This window comes from Wenzhouxiangella sp. YN1, assembly GCF_056324145.1.
This window is the reverse complement of record NZ_JBJNIO010000090.1, coordinates 1-19,329: the sequence shown is the minus strand read 5'-3', so window position 1 is coordinate 19,329 and position 19,329 is coordinate 1. Positions and strand designations below refer to the sequence as shown.

Sequence of the window (19,329 nt, the reverse complement as noted above, 5' to 3'; positions counted from 1 at the left end):
ACTGCCGCGAGTGGTCCGAGTTGAGTGCTTCGGCTCCCGAGAGCTCAGATGAAACCGCTTGATCGCCCTCTCAGCGGCGGCTTGCGCAGCCGCCTGGTTCGCGTCTTTCTGCTGCAGGCGCTGGCGATCAGTATGGCGACCGTGCTTGGCGTGTATGCCGCGGCCTGGGTGGTCGAGCGCGTGCTCGTTCAGGAAGCGCTCAATGGCGAAGCCGAGTATTTCTGGGACCGCTACGCTGATGACGCGGATTTCCCCCTGCCCGATACCAATAATTTAACGGCATTTCTGGCCCGGGACGGCGATACCTCGACTGTGCCGGCCTGGCTGCGTGAGGAGTCGCCGGGCTTTCGTCGCGGGCACCGGGGCAACGAATCCCGGCCGGTGGTGCATGTGTCCGAGCGCGGCAGCGACCGCCTCTATCTGGTGTTTCACGAAATGCAGGTGTCGTCTCTGGCCTGGTATTTTGGCGTTGCTCCCTTGACCGGGGTACTGCTGCTGATCTACCTGCTGACCTGGCTCGGCTACGTGATGTCGAGGCGGGCCGTATCCACGGTGGTTCAACTGGCCGATGCCGTGCGCAACTACGATTTCCGCTCGGGTCAGCTCGAGGAGCTCAGCGAGGACGCCTTCGGCGAGACCACCGATACGGAAACGCTGGCCCTGATCAACGCCTTCAACCAGTTCATTCATCGGCTGGAGTCCTTTATCCAGCGCGAGCGCAATTTCACCCGCAACGCCAGCCACGAACTGCGCACGCCGCTGGCGGTACTGCGCTCCAACCTCGGGTTGCTGACCAAACAAAGCGATCCCGAAGCGCAGGCCAAGACCGTCGCGCGCATGAACCGGACGGTTCGCGACATGGAGGCTCTGGTTGAGACGCTGCTGATTCTCGCGCGCGAAAGCGAAAGCCGCTTGAGCTGGTCCACCGTGGTGCTCAATGACTTGCTGGCTGATCTGCTTGACCAGATTGCGGCGACCTTCGATCGTCCCGAGGTCACAACCAACCTGCGTGGCAACGGTCTGCTCGAGATCAGTGCGCCGGAACGGGTGCTGGCGATCGTGTTCACCAACCTGTTGCGCAATGCGCTGAGCTACACCGAAACCGGTCGCGTTCAGGTGCTGATCGACGATAGCGGGGTGACCGTCCAGGACTCGGGCTGCGGCATGGCCGAGACCGACCTGGAGCGCATGTTCGAGCCCTTCTACCGCGGCCACGACCGCTCCAGCGAGGGGTATGGTCTCGGTCTGTCCATTGTCCGCCGGCTGTGCAATCGCTTTGGCTGGCGTCTGCACGCCGACAGCGAGCTGGGTGCGGGTACGGAAATTCGCGTCGAGTTTCCCCAAGCCGCGTTCAAGCGCTTTGGCGGGGGCACGGGCTGATGCTCTGAAGGCAAGCCTCATGCCGAGCCGAAGTCCGTATCATTGGGCTTTGTTCACTTTGACAACGCGGACATGTCTTTTCAGAAAGCCACTGCGCGCGCCGGGGCGAATTTTGCGCTGATCAAATACTGGGGTAAACGCGATCAGGCGCTGAATCTGCCGGCGGCCGGCTCCATTTCCGTCACGCTGGCGGGCCTGCAGACGCATACCACGGTCACGCTTGCGCCGTCCTCGGGCGCTGATCTTGTCCTGCTCGACGGCGTTGAGCAGCCGCCGGGTCGCGTCGGCGCCGTGCTCAATCTGATGCGGGAACTGGCCGACTCCACGGCGGCCTGCCGGGTGGAGAGCCATAACGACTTTCCGACCTCGGCGGGGCTGGCTTCCTCGGCCTCGGGTTTTGCCGCGCTGGTGGTGGCCGCCGCTGGCGCCTTCGGTCTTGACCTCTCCGAGCGCAGGCTCTCTGAGCTGGCCCGCCGCGGGTCGGGTTCGGCGGCGCGCTCGATCTTCGGCGGGTTCGTGGAAATGCAGGCCGGCCAGCGCGACGATGGTGCCGACGCGGTGGCGCAGGCCCTGCTGCCCGCCAGCGCGTGGCCGCTGGAAGTGGTTGTGGCCATCACCGATGCCGGCGGCAAGCCGGTGAGTTCGCGTGACGGCATGAATCACACCATGCGCACTTCACCGTACTACCCCGTCTGGATCGAAACCGTGGCGGGTGATCTTGATGTCGCCCGCACGGCGATTGCCGCTCGCGATTTCGAGGCCCTGGCCGAGGTGGCCGAGCACAGCGCGCTGAAGATGCATGCCTCGATGCTGGCCGCGCGGCCCGGGCTGGTGTACTGGAATCCGGCCACGCTGGCCTGCCTGCATGCCGTGCGCGCGCTGCGTTCGTCCGGCACCGGCGTATTTTTCACCATCGATGCCGGGCCGCAGGTCAAGGCCATCTGCCTGCCTGGCGAAGGCGAGCGGGTCGCCAGCGCGCTGCGTGGCCAGCCCGGAGTCAGCGGCGTGCTGGTTTCCGGCCTGGGGGCGGGCGCCGGCCTGGTCGCCGCGTCGTGAAGCGCTGGATTGCCAGCGCGCCGGGCAAGGTCGTGCTGCTGGGCGAGTATGCGGTACTCGAGGGCGCGCCGGCGCTGGTGCAGGCCGTCGATCGCCGCTGCCGGGTGGAGTTGACCGAGTGCGCCGCGTCCGACTGTCGCGTCGAGGCGCCGCAGCTCGATATTCCGGCGGTTCGTTTTGCCGTCGGCGCGGCGGGCCGCCTGCAGTGGCAGGGCGCCATGCCTGCGGCCTTTGTCCGCACCGCAGCGCTGATCGATTCCGTAGTGGCGCATCTCCATCGGCAGGGTGCACGGATCACGCCGTTTCGCATGCGCGTGGATACCGCCGAGCTGTTCGACAACAGCGGCAGGCGCTCGGTCAAGCTGGGCGTTGGCTCGAGCGCGGCCACTGCGGTGGCCATCGATGCGGCTGTGCATGCCGCCTTTATCGGCGACAGATCACAGGAGGCCGCCGCGGAGACCGTGGCACGCCTGCTTGTTCCCGGTCGCGAAGCCCAGGGCAATGCCGGCAGCGGCATTGACCTGGCAGCCGGCCTGTGTGGCGGCTTGCTGGCTTATTCCATCCGTGGCGAGCAGATCGAACTCCGGCCTCTTGCGCTGCCGCCGGAGATTGGCGTCAGCTTCGTCTGGACCGGCGAGCCGGCCTCGACGGCCGAGCTGCTGGCCGCCTGGCAGCGTTCGCGTGAGAAGTCTCTGCAGGAGCATGACCGCATGCGCGGCCGGATGCAGACGGTGGCCAGGGCCGGCATCACAGCGCTGGAGGGCGGCAACCCCGCGGAGTTTCTGGCCTGCTTCTCCGATTATGGCGCAATAATGGGTAAAATGAATGATTTGGTCGGCTGCGAGGTTGTGACCCGCGAGCACCGGATCGCCAGTGGCCTGGCCAGGCAGTTGGGCGGGGTATACAAACCCTGCGGTGCCGGTGGCGGTGATCTGGGGATCGCCGCTTCGCTCGATACGACTTTCGGATCGCAATTCGACCGTCTGTGCCGGCAGGCCGGGCTGCGGACGTTGACGATCCGGCCGGACGCGCAAGGCGTGCGCGTGACACAAGAGTGATCAGGTGATGGAACGATCCCGGATACCCCGTTTTTACAAGATGTCCGTGCCCGAGCGGGTGCGAACCGTGCGTGATCGTGGCCTGCTTGGCCCGGACGACTACAAGAGCCTGCAGTCGGGCAAGCACACCTTGTCGGTGCAGCTGGCCGACAAGATGATCGAGAACGTGGTTGGCGTCATGGGCCTGCCGGTGGGCCTGGGGCTGAACTTCCTGATCAACGACAAGGAGTATGTCGTGCCGCTGGTGGTCGAGGAGCCCTCGATTGTCGCTGCCCTGTCTTCGGCGGCCAAGCTGGCGCGCGCATCCGGTGGTTTCAGCGTCGAGAGCATGGAGCCCCAGCTCATCGGCCAGATCCAGATCGTTGACGTGGCCAATCCCTCCCGGGCCAAGGCGGCACTTTTGCAGCGCAAGGCCGAGATTCTCAACCTGGCCAACAGCCTGCACCCGAAAATGATTGCGCGCGGCGGCGGCGCCCGTGATCTGGAGGTGTTCATCCATCCCTCCCAGGGCCCGGGCGGCGATATGGTGGTAGTCCACCTGCTGGTCGATACCCGTGACGCCATGGGTGCCAACCTGGTCAATACCATGTGCGAGGGTGTCGCCTCGCTGGTGGAAACCATTGCCGATGGCCGCGTCTTTCTGCGCATTCTTTCAAACCTGACCGATCGGGCGCTGGTGAAGGCGCGCGTCCGTCTTCCCGTTGACAGCCTGACCGGCAAGGGCTTCGACGGCCAGCAGGTGCGCGACGGCATCATCGTGGCCAATGACTTTGCCCGCATCGATCCCTACCGGGCAGCAACCCACAACAAGGGCATCATGAACGGCATCGACGCCGTGGCCCTGGCCACCGGCAACGACTGGCGCGCGATCGAGTCGGGCGCGCACGCTTACGCTGCCCGCGGCGGTCGCTACGCCTCGCTGACACAGTGGTACAAGGACGACAATGGTGACCTGGTCGGGGAACTGGAAATTCCGATCAAGGTGGGTACGGTCGGCGGCCCGCTGCAGACCAACCCCACGGTGGCTCTGAACATGCGCATGCTGGGCGTGGACTCGGCCCGTGAGCTCGCCGAGGTGATGGGCGCGGTCGGCCTGGCACAGAATTTTTCAGCCATTCGCGCCCTGGTCACCGAAGGCATTCAGCAGGGCCACATGACCCTGCACGCGCGCTCCGTGGCGACCGCCGCCGGGACGCCGCCGGAGCTGTTCGACACCGTGGTCGAGCGCCTGATCGCCTCGGGCGAGATCAAGATCTGGAAGGCCGAGGAGTTGATCACCGAAGTACGCTCCCAGACCGAGCCGGCCGCGATTTCACTCGAAGACAGCGAGCGCCGCGATGAGCACTACATGCTCGAGGGCGAAGCCCTGGGTGCCGGCCACGGCAAGATCATTCTGCTCGGCGAGCACGCCGTGGTCTACGGGCGCCGCGCCATTGCCGCGCCGGTGCCTTTGGCGATCCAGGCCCAGGTCGAGCAGGCGCGCGAGGGCGTGGAGTTGATCATTCCGCGCTGGGGCGTGGAGCAGCGCCTGGACTTTACCGCCCGGCATCCGCAATCGTTTGCGCGTTCGATTGCGCGAGTGCTCGAAGCCCTGGGTCTGACCGGGCGCGGCATGCGCATCGAGGTTTTTCCCAACGTGCCGCGGGCGATGGGCCTGGGCGGGTCGGCGGCGCTGGCGGTGGCCGTCATTCGCGCGATCGACGCGCATTTTTCACTGGGGCTGAGCGACGAACGCATCAACGAACTGGCTTTCGAGTGCGAGAAGGTGGCCCACGGCACCCCATCGGGCATCGACAACACCCTGGCCACCTGGGGCGAGTTCATGCTGTTTCGCAACGGTCAGCAGCCCGAGCGTGAGGTGATCGAGGTGAGCGAGCCGCTGCCGATCGTCATCGGCATGAGCGGCGTCGAAAGTCTGACAGCCCGCACCGTGGCCCGCGTACGCGAGGCCTGGACGAAAAACCCGGCGCTGTATGAGCGGATCTTCGATGAGATCGACACGCTTGCCGGCAACGGGCTGGACGCGCTCAAAAGCGGCGACTACGAGACGCTGGGCGAATTGATGAACGTCTGCCAGGGATTGCTCAATGCCATGCAGGTATCGAGCTGGGAGCTTGAAGAGCTGCTGCAGGTCGCGCGCAGCAATGGTGCCGTCGGCGCCAAGCTGACCGGCGGCGGAGGGGGGGGATCCATCATCGCGCTTTGTCCTGATGACAGCGCACGGGTTGCCCGCGCCATTCGCGCGGCTGGTTACAACGCACTGGAGGTACAGATCGGTGGCACTTGAACAGGCCGGACCGGCAAGGTCCGTTTCCCACGACAGCGAAGAATTGATTCTGGTCGATGAGCAAGACCGCGTGCTGGGCACGCAATCCAAGGGCGAGTGTCACGACGGCGAGGGCGTGCTTCATCGCGCCTTCTCCGTGTTTCTGTTCGATGCCGACGGTCGCCTGCTGATCCAGCAGCGTGGTGCCGACAAGCGCCTGTGGCCGCTGTACTGGGCCAACAGCTGCTGCTCCCACCCGCGCGCGGGCGAAGAGACCGACGAGGCCGCGCAGCGCCGCCTGCAAGAAGAACTTGGCGTGGCCGCCACGGCGCTCGAGTATCTCTACAAGTTCAGCTACCACGCCCGCTACGGTGATCTGGGCTCCGAGCGTGAGCTGTGTCGGGTATATATCGGTCGGGTCAATCCGTCGGATCTGCAGCCCAACCCGCTCGAGATCGACGACTGGCGCTTTCTCACGCCCGCCGAAGTGGATGCGCTGATTGCCGATGAACAGGCCGATGTCACCCCGTGGTTCCGGATGGAGTGGCGCGAGCTGCGCGCGACGTATTGGAACCGCGTGGAGATGTTGTCGGCATCTTGAGGTGTCGTCGGTTGGGGTTGCATCGCCAACGGGCGCCCTGGCAGGCCTGGATACATATCGCCCACGCCCTTGCCGATCCAAAACTCGTCCGTCGCGGATGTAACCGTGATCTACGGTCCGGGCCCAGGGCATCGCGGGGTTGTGGCTGTGCCTGCGCAGGTCTGAGGTCGGGGCCAGGCCCCCGACGGACGGCCTGCACTTTGCCGGTCGCGGGTTTCATCGATTACCCGGGCTTCGACCGATTCCTCAGGCCTCCTCCGGTGTCGCCAGCTTGAAGCCCATCCCTTGCACGGTGTGCAGCAGCTTGCCTTCGAAGTCGCGGTCGATGCCTTTGCGCAGGTTGTAGATATGGCTCCTGAGCGTGTCAGAGTCGGGCAGGGTGTCGCCCCACAGCTCGTTCTCGATCTGCTCGCGGCTGACCACGCGGGGTGATTCCCGCATCAGGATCTTGAGAATGCGCATGGCCGTGGGTGAAAGTGTGACCCGCTCGCCGCCGCGCTCGACGCGCATCAGGCGCGGATCGAACACCAGGTCACCAACCTTGAGCTGGCCTTCGCCGGTTTCGCCGCGGGCCCGGCGGATCAGCGCGCGCAGCCGCGCAATCAGCTCCTCGGTTTCAAAGGGCTTGACCACGTAGTCATCGGCGCCGGCGTTGAAGCCCTCGATCTTGTCTTCGAGCTGGTCGCGGGCGGTCAGCATCAGAATCGGCGTGGAAATGCCGTTGTCGCGCAGCTTTTCGGCCACGCGGATGCCGTTGACGCGCGGCAGCATCAGATCGAGAACGATGGCGTCGTATTCATTTTCTGCCACCAGGTTGAGGGCAATCGCGCCATCGGCGGCGTAGTCGACGGCAAAGTTGACCGACTCCAGCCAGGTGCCGATGGTGGCCGCCAGGTCATCATGATCTTCAACCAGCAGGATGGTCGCCTGCGGCAGGGATTCCTCGGACATGGCCTCGCTCCTTCACATTTGTGAATGGAATGAGTTTAGGCCGCGGATGTCAACGGGGGGTGAAGAAGTTGTTGGCTAGTTGGCTAGTTGCGCTCGGGTCGGCTCGCCTTCGTTTTCACTGTGCCGGCTGCGCATAATCATTGCAAACCAGCAAACCAGCAAACCAGCAAACCAGCAAACCAGCAAACCAGCAAACCAGCAAACCAGCAAACCAGCAAACCAGCAAACCAGCAAACCAGCAAACCAGCAAACCAGCAAACGGGCTCTGACGTCCCGTCCTGCCGGTCTGCCGCCACGCTCGGGCACGCCGCCAGGCCGGGGCGTGGCCTCACCGCTTCATGTAATTGAAGAACTCCTCGTTGGTCTTGGTGACCTTGAGCTTGTCGAGCATGAACTCGATGGCCTGGCTTTCATCCATCGGGTGGAGAATGCGGCGCAGGATCCAGGTTTTCTGGAGCTCATCGTTGCCGATCATCAGCTCTTCGCGCCGGGTGCCGGAGCGGTTGATGTCGATGGCGGGGTAGACGCGCTTTTCGGCAATGCGGCGGCTCAAATGGATTTCCATGTTGCCGGTGCCCTTGAACTCTTCGTAGATCACCTCGTCCATCTTCGAGCCGGTGTCGACCAGCGCCGTGGCGATGATGGTCAGGCTGGCGCCGTCCTCGATGTTGCGGGCCGCGCCGAAGAAGCGCTTGGGCCGCTGCAGGGCGTTGGCGTCAACGCCGCCGGTGAGCACCTTGCCCGAGGAGGGCACCACCGTATTGTAGGCGCGCGCCAGCCGGGTGATGGAGTCGAGCAGGATGATCACGTCGTGCTTGTGCTCCACCAGCCGCTTGGCTCGCTCTATGACCATGTCAGCGACCTGCACGTGGCGGGTTGCCGGTTCGTCGAAGGTCGAGGAAATGACCTCGGCATCGACACTGCGCTCCATTTCGGTAACTTCCTCGGGGCGCTCGTCGATGAGCAGGATGATCATGTGCGTTTCCGGGTTATTGGCCCGGATGGCGGTGGCGATGTTCTGCAGCATCATGGTCTTGCCGGCCTTGGGCGGGCTGACGACCAGGCCGCGCTGGCCTTTGCCGATCGGCGCGATCAGGTCGACGATGCGACCGGTGATGTCTTCAGTAGAGCCGTTGCCGCGCTCGAGCGTGAGCTGCTCGCGCGGGAATTCCGGCGTCAGGTTCTCGAACAGGATCTTGTTCTTGGACTGTTCGGGCTTGTCGTAGTTGAGCTCTTCGACCTTGAGCAGCGCAAAATAGCGCTCCGAGGACTTCGGCGGGCGGATCTTGCCGGAGATGTAGTCGCCGGTGCGCAGGGTAAAGCGTCGGATTTGCGAAGGCGACACGTAGATGTCGTCGGGCCCGGCCATGTATGAGGCCTCGGCCGAGCGCAGGAAGCCGAAGCCATCCTGCAGGATTTCGAGCACGCCGTCGCCGTAGATGGCGTCCTTTTTCTGTGCCCTCGCCTTGAGGATGGCGAAAATGAGATCGTGCTTGCGCGAGCGTCCCATGTTGTCGATGCCGAGTTCTTCGGCCATGTCGACGAGTTCTTTGGCGGATTTCTTCTTGAGTTCGGTCAGGTTCATCGCTTGAGTGTCTTTTACGGGAGTCTTTGGGCGCACCGCAGGCGAACGGGGAGGCTCGCCGGTCACAGCGACCGGATAAGGACCATGGTCAGGTTCTATCGCATAGTGCCCCAGAGATCCGGGGAAGGGTTCGGGAAATTACGGAATTGCCGGGCGGTTGGTCCGCCCGATGGATCGTAAACTAGCACTATTCGCCAGCTGAGTCCAGCCACGGCGGGTTGATCCGGCCGTTCGAGCGGTTCGGCCTTGCCTGATCAGACGGTTTCGTCAACGAACGCCTTGAGCGCGGACTTGGTCAGCATGCCGACCTTGGTGCCCTGGTGCTCTCCGTTTTCGAAAATCATCAGGGTCGGAATGCCGCGGATCTTGTAGCGGCTGGTGGTTTGCTGGTTTTCATCGATATTGAGCTTGGCAATCGTGAGGCGGTCACCGTACTCGTCGGCCAGCTCGTGCAGGATCGGCTCGATCATCTTGCACGGCCCACACCATTCGGCCCAGTAGTCGACCAGCACGGGGCCGTCGGCCTTGAGAACCTGGTCTTCGAAATCGCTGTCGTTGACATGGATGATCTTGTCGCTCACGGTGTTCTTCTCCTTGGCGTTGGGGTTCGAAATTCGGGGCTGCGGCGGCGATTTGTGTTCATTTCCGGCAGGCGCGCGGGATTGGCAATATACTATGCCCGCTTATCCGTGTGTCGGCTCTCCCGATCAACTGGGTTGCGATGGCTTGATACCATCCGGGTTAACACGCTAATTCAAGGCAAGCCAACAGAATTTCAAGGACAATACCATCCCCGTGACCGAAAACACTGGCACCGAACAGGTGCTAACCGACACCCGGCTCGATTCTTTCGAACTCCACCCCGATATCTGCCGCGGCCTCGACGAGGCCGGTTTCGAATACTGTACGCCGATCCAGGAACGAACGCTGCCGCTGGCCCTGTCGGGCCGTGACGTGGCCGGCCAGGCGCGCACCGGCACCGGCAAGACCGCAGCCTTCCTGCTGGCGGCATTCCAGCGCCTGCTGTCACCGGATTCCATCGGGCCCGGGGCCAATCCCAGAGCGCTGATCGTCGCGCCCACGCGCGAGCTGGCGATCCAGATTCACCGCGACGCCGAGCTGCTGGGCAGGTACACCGGCCTGCGTTCGGTGCTCACCTATGGCGGCGTTGATTATGCTCGGCAGCGCGATGAGATTGCCGAGGGCGTCGATATCCTCATCGGCACGCCCGGTCGATTGATCGACTATTTCAAGCAGGGTGTCTATAACCTCAAGGTCATCGAGGTCGCCGTGCTCGACGAGGCCGACCGCATGTTCGACCTCGGTTTCATCACCGATATCCGCTATCTGTTTCGCAAGATGCCGCCGGTCGACAAGCGTCAGACCCTGATGTTTTCGGCGACCTTCCCGCTGAAAGTCACCGAGCTGGCCTACGAGCACATGAATGAAGCCGAGACCATTCGCTTCGAAGAAGAGCAGGTGACCAGTGATCGGGTGCACCAGAGCGTCTACTATCCCTCCAACCCGGAAAAGCTGCCGCTGCTGTTCAAGCTGCTGCGCGAAATGGAAGATGGCCATGTGATGGTGTTTGTCAATACCCGCCATCAGACCGACCGCGTGGCGCGGACGCTCAAGGCCAACGGCATCGATGCCGCGATGCTGGCTGGCAATGTGCCGCAGAAAAAGCGCCAGACGCTGCTCAAACGGTTTCACGACGGTGAGATCGATGTGCTGGTGGCCACCGACGTGGCCGCGCGCGGGCTGCATATTCCCGATGTCAGCCACGTGATCAACTTCGATCTGCCGCAGGACGCCGCCGATTACGTTCACCGTATCGGTCGCACCGCCCGGCTGGGCGCCACCGGCGAAGCCATAAGCTTTGCCTGCGAGGACTACGCCTTCCACCTGCCCGAAATCGAGGACTACATCGAGATGCAGCTGCCGGTGGAGCAGCATGATCCCGACGGGCTTCCCGAACTGGAACGCCCGGCGCCGCGCAAGAAAAGCGGCAAGAAAAAGGGCGGTCGGCGCGGGGGCGGCGGACGCAGGCGTGGGGGCGGCAATCAGGGTCGCGGCCGGCGCCGCACCGGCTGAGACCAGCCAGTCAGCCATTCTGCACGGGTCGGCGTGACACCGCCGACCGGTGACCTCCCGAATCTGTTCACCCATGACGACGCGTGTTTCCATCTGAATTGTCGTCCAGCGCGGCTGCGCCCGCGCCCCATTGATGGCTCCGGTCCTGCCGCCTTGCATCCTTCGGAGTGCGGCCAGTCTGTGCTAATCTCGCGCAAGAATCATCCCCGGAGTCGACCCGCTCGTGACCACCCTGTTGCCGCCTGCCTGGTCTTCGCGACTGGCCCTGGTCAGCGGTGCATTGCTGGCGCTGGCCCTGGTCTGGCTGCTGGTGCGCCTGCTGTGGCTGGTGATTGGCGGGGTGGCGGTTGAATCAGCGCCGGCGCTGGATGTGCCGAAGATGTCGCAGGCCAGCGGCAGTAGCGGCGAATTTCGCTGGGCGCTGTTCGGGCGCTCGACCCCGGCCGGCGTGGCGCTGCAGCCGCTGCCGGTGGCCGACAGCAGGCTCAAGCTCAAGGGCGTGATGGCCGGCCGGCGAGGTTACGCCATCATCGCCGCCGAAGGCGCGGGGCAAGGCGTCTACCGCCGGGGTGAAAAGCTGCCTGATGGCGCTGAGATCGAGTCGATTGAATCGAGAAGGGTGATCATCGTTCGTGACGGTCAGCGCGAGACGCTGGTGCTCGATGCCAGGGCCGCCGCTTCGGGCCGACCGCGGCACACGGGTGCTGCGCGTGAGCGCAGCGCCGCCGGGGCAAGCCGCCCGCTGCCCGGCATTCGCGGGATCGATGCCGCTTCCGGTGCCAGCGTGGCCGCGTTGCCCGACGCCGCCCGTTCGATGGGCCTTGATGTCGACGAGCTGGCGCAATCGGTTTCGGTCATGCCGGTCGCCGGTGGTGGCTTTCGGGTTCGGCCGGGGCGCAACGCGCAGCTGTTTCAGCAGCTGGGCCTGCAGGTCAACGATGTGGTGGTCGCGGTCAACGGCCAGCCTCTGGAGTCGGCGCAGGCCGTCCGGCGGTTGTTCGGAGAGGTCATGTCCAGCGGTCGGGTGGCCATCACGGTGCGCCGGGACGGCCGCGAGATGACGCTGCAGCCCGATCTGGAACAAATCATGGGGAGTCTGCAATCAAGATGATGCAATCCATTCGACTGGCCGCTCTGTGGCTGGCGCTTGCCGTACCGGCGCTGGCGCAGCAGGCAACGGAGGAGAACGGCCACGTCCTCAATTTCAAGGACGCCGATATTCGCTCGCTGATCACCGCGGTGGCCGACATGACCGGGCGCTCGATCATCGTGGATCCGCAGGTCAGTGGCCAGGTGACGGTGATTTCATCGCAGCCGCTTGACGACGACGAGGTCTGGGAGGTGTTCCAGTCGATTCTGCGCGTGCACGGCTACACCGCCGTGAGCGACGAGAACACGGTGCGCGTGCTGCCTGACGTCAATGCGCGCCAGGATGGGCGGGTGCCGGTCGACGACATGCGCGGCGGCGGTGACGAGCCGCTGACGCGCATCATCCAGCTCGAGCATGTCGATGCCGGCAAGGTCTCCCAGCTGCTGCGCCAGCTGCTGCCGCAGTCGGCCTACATGGTGCATCATGAAAGCTCGAACAGCCTGATCATCTCCGATCGTGCCGGCAACATTCGCCGCATCGAGGCCATCATCGAGCGGCTCGACGCCGCCATCGATCAGGAAGTGGAGGTGATTGCGCTCACGCACGCCGACGCGGCCGAGGTGGTGCAGCTGATCAATCAGATCTATCCGGCCAACGGCGGCGCGCAGTCGGCGGTGGCCGATGAACGCACCAATACCGTTGTGCTCTCGGGCGACCCCGCCCGTCGCCTGCGCCTGCGAACGCTGATCAGCCATCTCGATACCCCGCTGGACGCCGAGGGCAGCACCCGGGTGATCTATCTGCGCTATGCCACGGCCGATACGCTGGTGCCGGTGCTCGAGGGCATGCTCGAACTGGATGCCGAAGAAGGCGCGCGAGCGCGTATCCAGGCGCACAATGAAACCAATGCGCTGGTAGTGACCGCGCCGCCTTCGGTGTTTCGGTCCATCGAGTCGGTGATCAAGCAGCTCGACGTACGCCGCGCGCAGGTGCTGGTCGAGGCAATCATCGCCGAGGTTTCGATGGATTTCAGCCGTGAGCTGGGCATTCAGTGGCAGGCCTTCGAGTCCGGCGATTCGGGCTTTTTCGGCGGCACCAACTTTCAGTCCGGCGGCAACAATATTCTCAGCCTCTCCGCCGGCCTGGGTGCCGGCGGCGAAAACGGCGCGCCGCTGCTGCCCGGCGGCGGGTTGAACCTGGGCTATGTGAGTGGCACCACCGAGCTTCTGGGCATGGAGCTGCTCGAGATCGGCGGTCTGGCGCGCGCCCTGGCCAGCGATTCCAACACCAACGTGCTGTCCACGCCGTCGCTGGTCACGCTCGACAACCATGAAGCCAACATCAATGTCGGCCAGGAGGTGCCTTTCCTCTCGGGCAGTTACTCGACGCAGGGCGTCTCTACCGGGGAAGGTCAGGTCAACCCCTTCCAGACCATCAATCGCGAAGAGATCGGGGTCAAGCTCAACGTCACTCCGCATATCAATGAGGGCGACACCATCATGCTCGATATCTCGCAGGAGGTCTCGACGCTGGCGCCTTCGACCGGTGCGGTGGATCTGGTGACCAACAAGCGCACCATTTCCACCCGCGTGATGGTTCCCGACGGTTCCATGCTGGTGCTCGGCGGGCTGATCAGCGACGACGTGCAGGAGGGGCGGGAGGAAGTGCCCGGCCTGGGAAGGATTCCGCTGCTCGGCGAGCTGTTTCGCTACCGCACTTCCAGTAAGGTCAAGCGTAACCTGATGGTCTTCATTCGCCCCCGGATTCTGCATGATCAGGCGCTGATGGAAAGCGTGACGCGTTCGAAATATACCCGTATTCGTGATGTTCAGCTCGAGCAGCGCGAGTCAGTCAAGGGGCTGGGCAGCCGCGAGGCAATGCCGCTCCTGCCCGAGCTCGATGCCTTCATGCAGGCTGCCCCGGTCGACTCCGCGGCCGGCGACGCAAACGACGATGGGCGCTGAATTCCGGCCGGGCTACGGGTTTGCCCGCAAGCGCGGAGTGGCCGTGGCCGGAAGGGCCGAGGACGGCCGTACACGCGTGATTGCACGCGAGCCACTCGACGTGCCTGCACTCCAGGAAGTTCGCCGGCGCGTGGGTGGGGCGATCGCGCTTGAGCGTCTGGCGGCCGCCGACTTCGAGCATCGCGTCGGTGAGCTCTACGAGGCCGACGACGCTTCGGCCCAGCATGCGGCGGAGGACCTGGGCGAAGATCTCGATCTTTCCCGCCTGGCCGAGGATCTGCCCGAGCCGGCCGATCTGCTCGAGTCCGAAGACGACGCACCGATCATCCGCCTGATCAACGGCGTTCTCACTCAGGCGATCCGCGAGGGTGCGTCGGATATTCACCTCGAGCCTTTCGAAGAGCGTCTGTCGATCCGCTTCCGGGTCGATGGGGTTCTGCGCGAGGTCATGAGTCCCGCCCGCGGCCTGGCCGGGCTGATCGTGTCGCGTATCAAGGTGATGGCGCAGCTTGATATTGCCGAAAAAAGACTGCCGCAGGACGGGCGGATTGGGGTGCGTATCGCCGGCCGACCGGTTGACGTGCGCGTGTCGACGCTGCCGTCTAGTCACGGCGAGCGCGTGGTGCTGCGCCTGCTCGACAAGCAGGCCGGTCGGCTGGATCTGGCCGAGCTGGGCATGGACGAAGCCACCTGTCAGCGGATGGAGTCGCTGATTCAGCGTCCGCACGGCATCCTGCTGGTGACCGGGCCCACCGGCTCGGGCAAGTCGACCACGCTGTACGCCGCCCTGATGCGTCTCAACGACCGCAGCCGCAATATCATGACCGTCGAAGACCCGATCGAGTACGATCTCGATGGCATCGGTCAGACCCAGGTCAATCCGAAGGTCGATCTGACGTTTGCCCGAGGCCTGCGGGCCATCCTGCGCCAGGATCCGGATGTGGTGATGGTCGGCGAGATACGCGACCTCGAAACCGCCCGGATTGCCGTGCAGGCCAGCCTGACCGGCCATCTGGTGCTCTCGACCCTGCACACCAATACTGCCATTGGCGCCATTGCGCGCCTGGTCGATATGGGTGTGGAGCCGTTTTTGCTGGCCTCCAGCCTGATTGGCGTGCTCGCCCAGCGTCTGGTGCGCGTGCTCGACCCCGACACCCGCGAGGCCTGGGCGGTCGACGCCACCGAGCTCGAGCGGCTCGGCGTGGCCGGCGTGCCGTCGGCGACCCTGTACCGGCCGCGGGCCGATCTTGGTATCGGGCAGTCGGGCTATCGTGGCCGCACCGGCATTTATGAGCTGGTTGCAGTCAACGCGGCGATGCGTGGGCTGATTCATGACGGCGCCTCGGAGCAGGCTCTTCACGAGCTTGCCCGCGAGCTGGCGCCGTCGATCTTCGAAGACGGCTGGCGCAAGGCGCTCGATGGCACAACCTCGCTGGAAGAGGTGTTGCGGGTGACGAGGACGACTTGAGGAAGAGCAGATCCGGAATTCGAAGCGTCCAATCCGAAACAGATTCGAAATGCGAATGACTGAAGCGACTGCCTTTGCATCGTTCACGAATCGTGAATCGATCGCGTTGATCAAGCAGCTCGGCTGGCTGAAGCCGGTTTCGGATCCGGTGTTTCGGGTGTCGAGCTTCGGCCTGGTGCCGACGCCACTGCTGCCGGCTGGCGCCGGGCTTCGTGCTTTTGACAGCGCGCGCGCGCCCGGCACACCCTGATGCAGGCGTACGAGTATCAGGCGCTGACCGAGACCGGCTCGACCGCCCGCGGTGTGGTGCAGGCCGACAGCGCCCGCGCGGCCCGTTCGCAGCTGCGTGAGCGCGGGCTGATTCCGCTGGAGGTGCACGGCGTCGACGCCCAGCCGCGCCGTCGTGCCGGGTTTGGCGGGCAGGGGCGCGAGCGCGCGCTGCTGCTGCGGCAGATGAGTACGCTGCTGGCGGCCGGCCTGCCTCTCGAGGAAGTGCTCTCGGTGCTGGTCGAGCAGGCCGAGCAGGCCCGCTCGCGCGGCCAGCTTGGTGCCATTCGGGCTCGGGTCATGGAGGGGCAGAGCCTGTCGGCGGCGATGGCCGAGCAGCCGCGCCTGTTCCCGCCGCTCTACAGCGCCTCGGTTGCCGCTGGAGAGCGCGCTGGCGCCCTTGACGGCGTGCTCGATCGCCTGGCCGCGTTTGCCGAGCAGCGCGAGGAAATGCGGCGCAGTTTTTCTCTGGCCCTGGTTTATCCGCTGGCGCTGGCGGTGATTGCGATGGCCGTGGTCAGCGGCCTGATCGGCTTTGTCGTGCCGCGCGTGGTGGGTGTGTTCGAGCACGCCGCCCGCGAGCTGCCGCTGTTGACGCGCAGCCTGCTCGCGCTGTCAGAGTTCGTCGCTGCCTGGGGCTGGCTTGTCGTGCTTTTTGCTGTAGCTGTTGCCTTTGGTGGTGCGCTGGCGCTGAGGCGGCCGGCTGTGCGGCGGCTGTTCGATGCCCGGCTGCTGCGCGTGCCGGTGCTCGGGCGTCTGGCGCGCTCGCGCGAGACGGCCACGCTGATGCGTACCCTGGCCATTCTGGCAGCCAGTGCGGTGCCGCTGGTCGATGCCCTGCGCGTGGCCGGCGAGGTGGTCGGTAACCGGCAGATTCGCGCCGACGTTGCCGTCGCCGCCGCTCAGGTGCGCGAGGGCGTTTCGCTGACCCGGGCGCTGGGTCGGTTCGACTGGCTGCCGCCAATGGCCAGGCGCTTGCTGGCCGGCGGCGAGAGAAGCGGAAAGCTCGCGCCGATGCTTGAGCAGGCGGCGCAGCTTCAGGAGCGCGAGCTGCAGACGGCCAGTGAGCTTCTGCTGGCGGTTCTGCAGCCGATATTGATCCTTGTCGTCGGTCTGGTGGTGCTCTACATCGTGCTGGCCATCATGTTGCCGATCATGTCAATGAGTCAGTTGTTGTCCTGAGCGTCGCCATGAGCGCATCCGATCACATCATCCGGTTCGAGCAGGTAGCCAAGCGCTATCCTGGCGGTATCCAGGCGCTGACTGACGTCAGCTTCGGCCTGGCCCGCGGCGAAATGGTGTTCCTGACCGGACATTCCGGAGCGGGCAAGTCGACGCTGCTCAAGCTGATCGCGCTGCTCGAGCGGCCCAGTCGGGGCCGGGTGCTGTTCGAGGGCCGCAACGTGGGCCGGATTTCCCGCCGCCAGATTCCCTGGCTGCGCCGTCATATCGGCATCGTGTTTCAGGATCACTCCCTGCTCGGCGATCGGCGCGTGTTCGATAACGTGGCGCTGCCGCTGGTGATTGCCGGCGTCGCGTATCCGGAGATCCGGCGGCGGGTGCGCGCCGCGCTCGACAAGGTGGGGCTGCTGGCCAGAGAGCGCATGTATCCGCCGATGCTCTCCGGCGGTGAGCAGCAGCGCGTGGGCATTGCCCGGGCGATCGTCGCCAAGCCGCCGTTGCTGCTGGCCGATGAGCCGACCGGCAATCTCGACCCCGAGCTTTCGGCAGAGCTGATGCAGTTCTTCGTGTCCTTGAATGAGCTGGGCACAACGGTGCTGATCGCCAGCCATGACCTCGACTTGATTCGGCGGTTGCAGCGTCGCGTTCTGGTGCTCAGGAATGGCGCGCTGGGCGACGATCTGCCTGCCCGGCCGGAGGCTGGGGCGTGAGCGGTCAGGTCGGCTTTGGCCCCCGGGGGATGCCCTGGACCGGTGGTGTCCGCGCCTGGGCGCGCAGGCATGCCTACAGTCTGTTGTCGTCACTCGGCGCATTGCTGCGGCACCCTCTGGCTACGCTGATGACGGTGGTGGTGCTGGCAATCACGCTCAGCCTGCCGACCGGCCTTTATGTGGCGCTCGACAATGCCGGGCGGATCAGCGACGGCTGGGAGCGCCTTGATACGCTGTCGGTGTTTCTTCAGAGCGAGCGCGGCGAGCGCGAGGCCGTGCAGCTGGCCTCCCGGCTGAGCACCTGGGCGGACATCGTCGCGGTCGATCCGATCAGCCCGCAGGCGGGCATGGCCGAGCTCACCGGGCGCCTGCAGATCGAAGGGGTTTCGGCGCATGTCGAGGGCAACCCGTTGCCGTGGGTGCTGGAGATTACCCCGGCGGCGCGGCAGGACGTCGAGGCCCTGTCGGCGCGCCTGCGCGCTGTCGAGGGGGTTGATCAGGTGGTCGTCGATCTGCTTTGGCTCGAGCGCCTGGACGCCATTCTTGCGCTGCTCGAGCGCCTGGCGATTCTCCTCGGCGCGCTGTTTGCCCTGGCAGTAGCGTTTGTTATCGGCAATACCATCCGGATGGATATCCATAACCGCCGCGAGGAGATTCGCGTGCTTGCCCTGGTCGGTGCCACCGACGGTTTTGTGCGCCGCCCTTTTCTTTATTCCGGCTTCTGGTACGGTCTGGCCGGTGGCCTGACGGCCTGGGCCGTCGTCGAGCTGGGCTTGCTCGCGCTGTCCGGGCCCGTCGGGCGGCTCAGTGGTGCGTATGCCAGCGACTTCATCCTGGCATCGGTGCCGTCGGGCGTAGTGGCCATCCTGGTTCTGGGCAGCGGCGCGCTCGGCATTCTGGGCGCCTGGCTTGCCGTTGGTCGGCAGCTCAGGGCGGTCCATCCGTCCTGAATTCGGTAAAGTGGTTGACTTGTCGAACAGGATCGGACAGAATTGCGGGCTTCGTCTGGAAAGTCAGGCGGTCGGCTGGTCCGGCCAGGCCAAATGTACGGATTTCCGGAGGGGTACTCAAGCGGTCAACGAGGGCAGACTGTAAATCTGCTGGCTTAGCCTTCGCAGGTTCGAATCCTGCCCCCTCCACCAGATTTTTGAGGTTTGGAAGCAGTCGGTTTTCCGAGCGGGTGTAGTTCAATGGTAGAACCTCAGCCTTCCAAGCTGATGATGTCGGTTCGATTCCGATCACCCGCTCCAGTGTTTGGTGTAGCGCGCTGGTTTTGCGCGCTGGATCAGTGCCCGGCCCGCGGGTCAGGAAGCGAGGTTGCTTGCGGAAACCGCCGCAAGCGGCATGCAGCGAATGCCGCAGGTGTTTCGTTGCCGGTTTTTTTTTGAGTTGAGCGCCCACGTAGCTCAGGCGGTAGAGCACTCCCTTGGTAAGGGAGAGGTCACTGGTTCGATTCCAGTCGTGGGCACCATGATCATCGACAACTGCAAAGCAAAACAAAACGGAGTTTTGAGGCATGTCCAAGGCAAAGTTTGAACGCACCAAGCCGCACGTCAACGTGGGCACGATCGGTCACGTTGACCACGGCAAGACGACGCTGACGGCGGCACTGACGAAGGTGAGCGCTGAAGCGCGTGGTGGTGAGGCTCGCGCCTAC

17 protein-coding genes and 3 tRNA genes are annotated in these 19,329 nt (G+C 64.7%); 17 read left to right on the top strand and 3 right to left on the bottom strand.

All coding sequences use genetic code 11. The features are described 5' to 3' along the window. Positions 1 to 48 precede the first annotated feature (48 nt). The 5 genes from ACEWQZ_RS01245 (at position 49) to idi (ending at position 6,361) form a co-directional block, all read left to right on the top strand. Positions 49 to 1,380, top strand: coding sequence for a sensor histidine kinase (locus ACEWQZ_RS01245; protein ID WP_476481251.1), 1,332 nt, complete (start codon positions 49 to 51; stop codon positions 1,378 to 1,380). A 72-nt stretch (positions 1,381 to 1,452) separates the two neighbouring features. Continuing rightward, positions 1,453 to 2,436 carry a diphosphomevalonate decarboxylase gene (gene mvaD, locus ACEWQZ_RS01240; RefSeq protein WP_476481250.1) on the top strand — a complete coding sequence of 328 codons (984 nt, stop codon included), beginning with the start codon at positions 1,453 to 1,455 and terminating at the stop codon, positions 2,434 to 2,436. Beyond that, on the top strand, positions 2,433 to 3,494 hold the full coding sequence (locus tag ACEWQZ_RS01235) for a mevalonate kinase family protein (RefSeq protein ID WP_476481249.1): 1,062 nt from the start codon (positions 2,433 to 2,435) through the stop codon (positions 3,492 to 3,494). The genes mvaD and ACEWQZ_RS01235 overlap by 4 nt, the downstream gene beginning before the upstream one ends. Before the next feature lie 7 nt (positions 3,495 to 3,501). Continuing rightward, the gene (locus ACEWQZ_RS01230) at positions 3,502 to 5,781 is read left to right on the top strand and encodes a hydroxymethylglutaryl-CoA reductase, degradative (protein WP_476481248.1); all 2,280 of its coding nucleotides are present in this window, start codon (positions 3,502 to 3,504) and stop codon (positions 5,779 to 5,781) included. Beyond that, positions 5,771 to 6,361, top strand: coding sequence for an isopentenyl-diphosphate Delta-isomerase (gene idi, locus ACEWQZ_RS01225; RefSeq protein ID WP_476481247.1), 591 nt, complete (start codon positions 5,771 to 5,773; stop codon positions 6,359 to 6,361). The genes ACEWQZ_RS01230 and idi overlap by 11 nt, the downstream gene beginning before the upstream one ends. 246 nt (positions 6,362 to 6,607) lie before the next feature. On the opposite strand, the gene ACEWQZ_RS01220 is transcribed toward idi, so the two are convergent. The 3 genes from ACEWQZ_RS01220 to trxA all read right to left on the bottom strand — a co-directional run bounded on the left by ACEWQZ_RS01220 (position 6,608) and on the right by trxA (position 9,478). Continuing rightward, positions 6,608 to 7,312: a response regulator transcription factor gene (locus ACEWQZ_RS01220; protein ID WP_476481246.1), complete on the bottom strand. Its 705-nt coding sequence runs from the start codon at positions 7,310 to 7,312 to the stop codon at positions 6,608 to 6,610. 328 nt (positions 7,313 to 7,640) lie between these two features. Beyond that, positions 7,641 to 8,897, bottom strand: coding sequence for a transcription termination factor Rho (gene rho / locus ACEWQZ_RS01215; RefSeq protein ID WP_476481245.1), 1,257 nt, complete (start codon positions 8,895 to 8,897; stop codon positions 7,641 to 7,643). 254 nt (positions 8,898 to 9,151) lie between these two features. Further along, positions 9,152 to 9,478 carry a thioredoxin TrxA gene (trxA, locus tag ACEWQZ_RS01210; protein WP_476481244.1) on the bottom strand — a complete coding sequence of 109 codons (327 nt, stop codon included), beginning with the start codon at positions 9,476 to 9,478 and terminating at the stop codon, positions 9,152 to 9,154. A gap of 214 nt (positions 9,479 to 9,692) precedes the next feature. Between trxA and ACEWQZ_RS01205 the strand changes: the two genes are divergently transcribed. The 12 genes from ACEWQZ_RS01205 to ACEWQZ_RS01150 form a co-directional block, all read left to right on the top strand. Next, entirely contained in the window at positions 9,693 to 10,991 is a 1,299-nt protein-coding gene (locus ACEWQZ_RS01205) for a DEAD/DEAH box helicase (protein WP_476481243.1), read from the top strand. 223 nt (positions 10,992 to 11,214) lie between these two features. Beyond that, positions 11,215 to 12,102 (top strand): type II secretion system protein N, encoded by an 888-nt coding sequence (locus tag ACEWQZ_RS01200; RefSeq protein ID WP_476481242.1) that lies wholly within the window; start codon positions 11,215 to 11,217, stop codon positions 12,100 to 12,102. Then, on the top strand, positions 12,099 to 14,045 hold the full coding sequence (locus ACEWQZ_RS01195) for a secretin N-terminal domain-containing protein (RefSeq protein ID WP_476481241.1): 1,947 nt from the start codon (positions 12,099 to 12,101) through the stop codon (positions 14,043 to 14,045). The genes ACEWQZ_RS01200 and ACEWQZ_RS01195 overlap by 4 nt, the downstream gene beginning before the upstream one ends. Then, the gene (gene gspE, locus ACEWQZ_RS01190; RefSeq protein ID WP_476481240.1) at positions 13,981 to 15,513 is read left to right on the top strand and encodes a type II secretion system ATPase GspE; all 1,533 of its coding nucleotides are present in this window, start codon (positions 13,981 to 13,983) and stop codon (positions 15,511 to 15,513) included. Before ACEWQZ_RS01195 ends, gspE begins: the two co-directional genes overlap by 65 nt. 55 nt (positions 15,514 to 15,568) lie before the next feature. After that, a complete protein-coding gene (locus ACEWQZ_RS01185; protein ID WP_476481239.1) occupies positions 15,569 to 15,763 on the top strand; it encodes a hypothetical protein in 195 nt (64 codons plus the stop codon). Further along, positions 15,763 to 16,962 carry a type II secretion system inner membrane protein GspF gene (gene gspF / locus ACEWQZ_RS01180; RefSeq protein WP_476481238.1) on the top strand — a complete coding sequence of 400 codons (1,200 nt, stop codon included), beginning with the start codon at positions 15,763 to 15,765 and terminating at the stop codon, positions 16,960 to 16,962. The genes ACEWQZ_RS01185 and gspF overlap by 1 nt, the downstream gene beginning before the upstream one ends. Before the next feature lie 26 nt (positions 16,963 to 16,988). After that, positions 16,989 to 17,672 carry a cell division ATP-binding protein FtsE gene (ftsE, locus tag ACEWQZ_RS01175; protein WP_476481340.1) on the top strand — a complete coding sequence of 228 codons (684 nt, stop codon included), beginning with the start codon at positions 16,989 to 16,991 and terminating at the stop codon, positions 17,670 to 17,672. Further along, positions 17,669 to 18,622, top strand: a complete 954-nt coding sequence (gene ftsX / locus ACEWQZ_RS01170; protein ID WP_476481237.1) for a permease-like cell division protein FtsX — start codon at positions 17,669 to 17,671, stop codon at positions 18,620 to 18,622. Before ftsE ends, ftsX begins: the two co-directional genes overlap by 4 nt. Positions 18,623 to 18,729: 107 nt before the next feature. After that, positions 18,730 to 18,814: transfer RNA gene (locus ACEWQZ_RS01165), tRNA-Tyr, on the top strand. A gap of 34 nt (positions 18,815 to 18,848) precedes the next feature. Continuing rightward, positions 18,849 to 18,922: transfer RNA gene (locus tag ACEWQZ_RS01160), tRNA-Gly, on the top strand. 145 nt (positions 18,923 to 19,067) lie between these two features. Continuing rightward, positions 19,068 to 19,143: transfer RNA gene (locus ACEWQZ_RS01155), tRNA-Thr, on the top strand. A gap of 45 nt (positions 19,144 to 19,188) precedes the next feature. Then, positions 19,189 to 19,329 (top strand): GTP-binding protein (locus tag ACEWQZ_RS01150; RefSeq protein WP_476481236.1); only part of this gene is annotated, 141 nt, incomplete at its 3' end.

Bases quoted from the DNA above. Each gene is read 5' to 3' on its own strand.
- ACEWQZ_RS01245 (WP_476481251.1), top strand. From the start codon at position 49: ATGAAACCGCTTGATCGCCCTCTCAGCGGCGGCTTGCGCAGCCGCCTG.
- mvaD (WP_476481250.1), top strand. From the start codon at position 1,453: ATGTCTTTTCAGAAAGCCACTGCGCGCGCCGGGGCGAATTTTGCGCTG.
- ACEWQZ_RS01230 (WP_476481248.1), top strand. From the start codon at position 3,502: ATGGAACGATCCCGGATACCCCGTTTTTACAAGATGTCCGTGCCCGAG.
- ACEWQZ_RS01220 (WP_476481246.1), bottom strand. From the start codon at position 7,312: ATGTCCGAGGAATCCCTGCCGCAGGCGACCATCCTGCTGGTTGAAGAT.
- rho (WP_476481245.1), bottom strand. From the start codon at position 8,897: ATGAACCTGACCGAACTCAAGAAGAAATCCGCCAAAGAACTCGTCGAC.
- ACEWQZ_RS01195 (WP_476481241.1), top strand. From the start codon at position 12,099: ATGATGCAATCCATTCGACTGGCCGCTCTGTGGCTGGCGCTTGCCGTA.
- gspE (WP_476481240.1), top strand. From the start codon at position 13,981: ATGCCTTCATGCAGGCTGCCCCGGTCGACTCCGCGGCCGGCGACGCAA.
- ACEWQZ_RS01185 (WP_476481239.1), top strand. From the start codon at position 15,569: ATGACTGAAGCGACTGCCTTTGCATCGTTCACGAATCGTGAATCGATC.
- gspF (WP_476481238.1), top strand. From the start codon at position 15,763: ATGCAGGCGTACGAGTATCAGGCGCTGACCGAGACCGGCTCGACCGCC.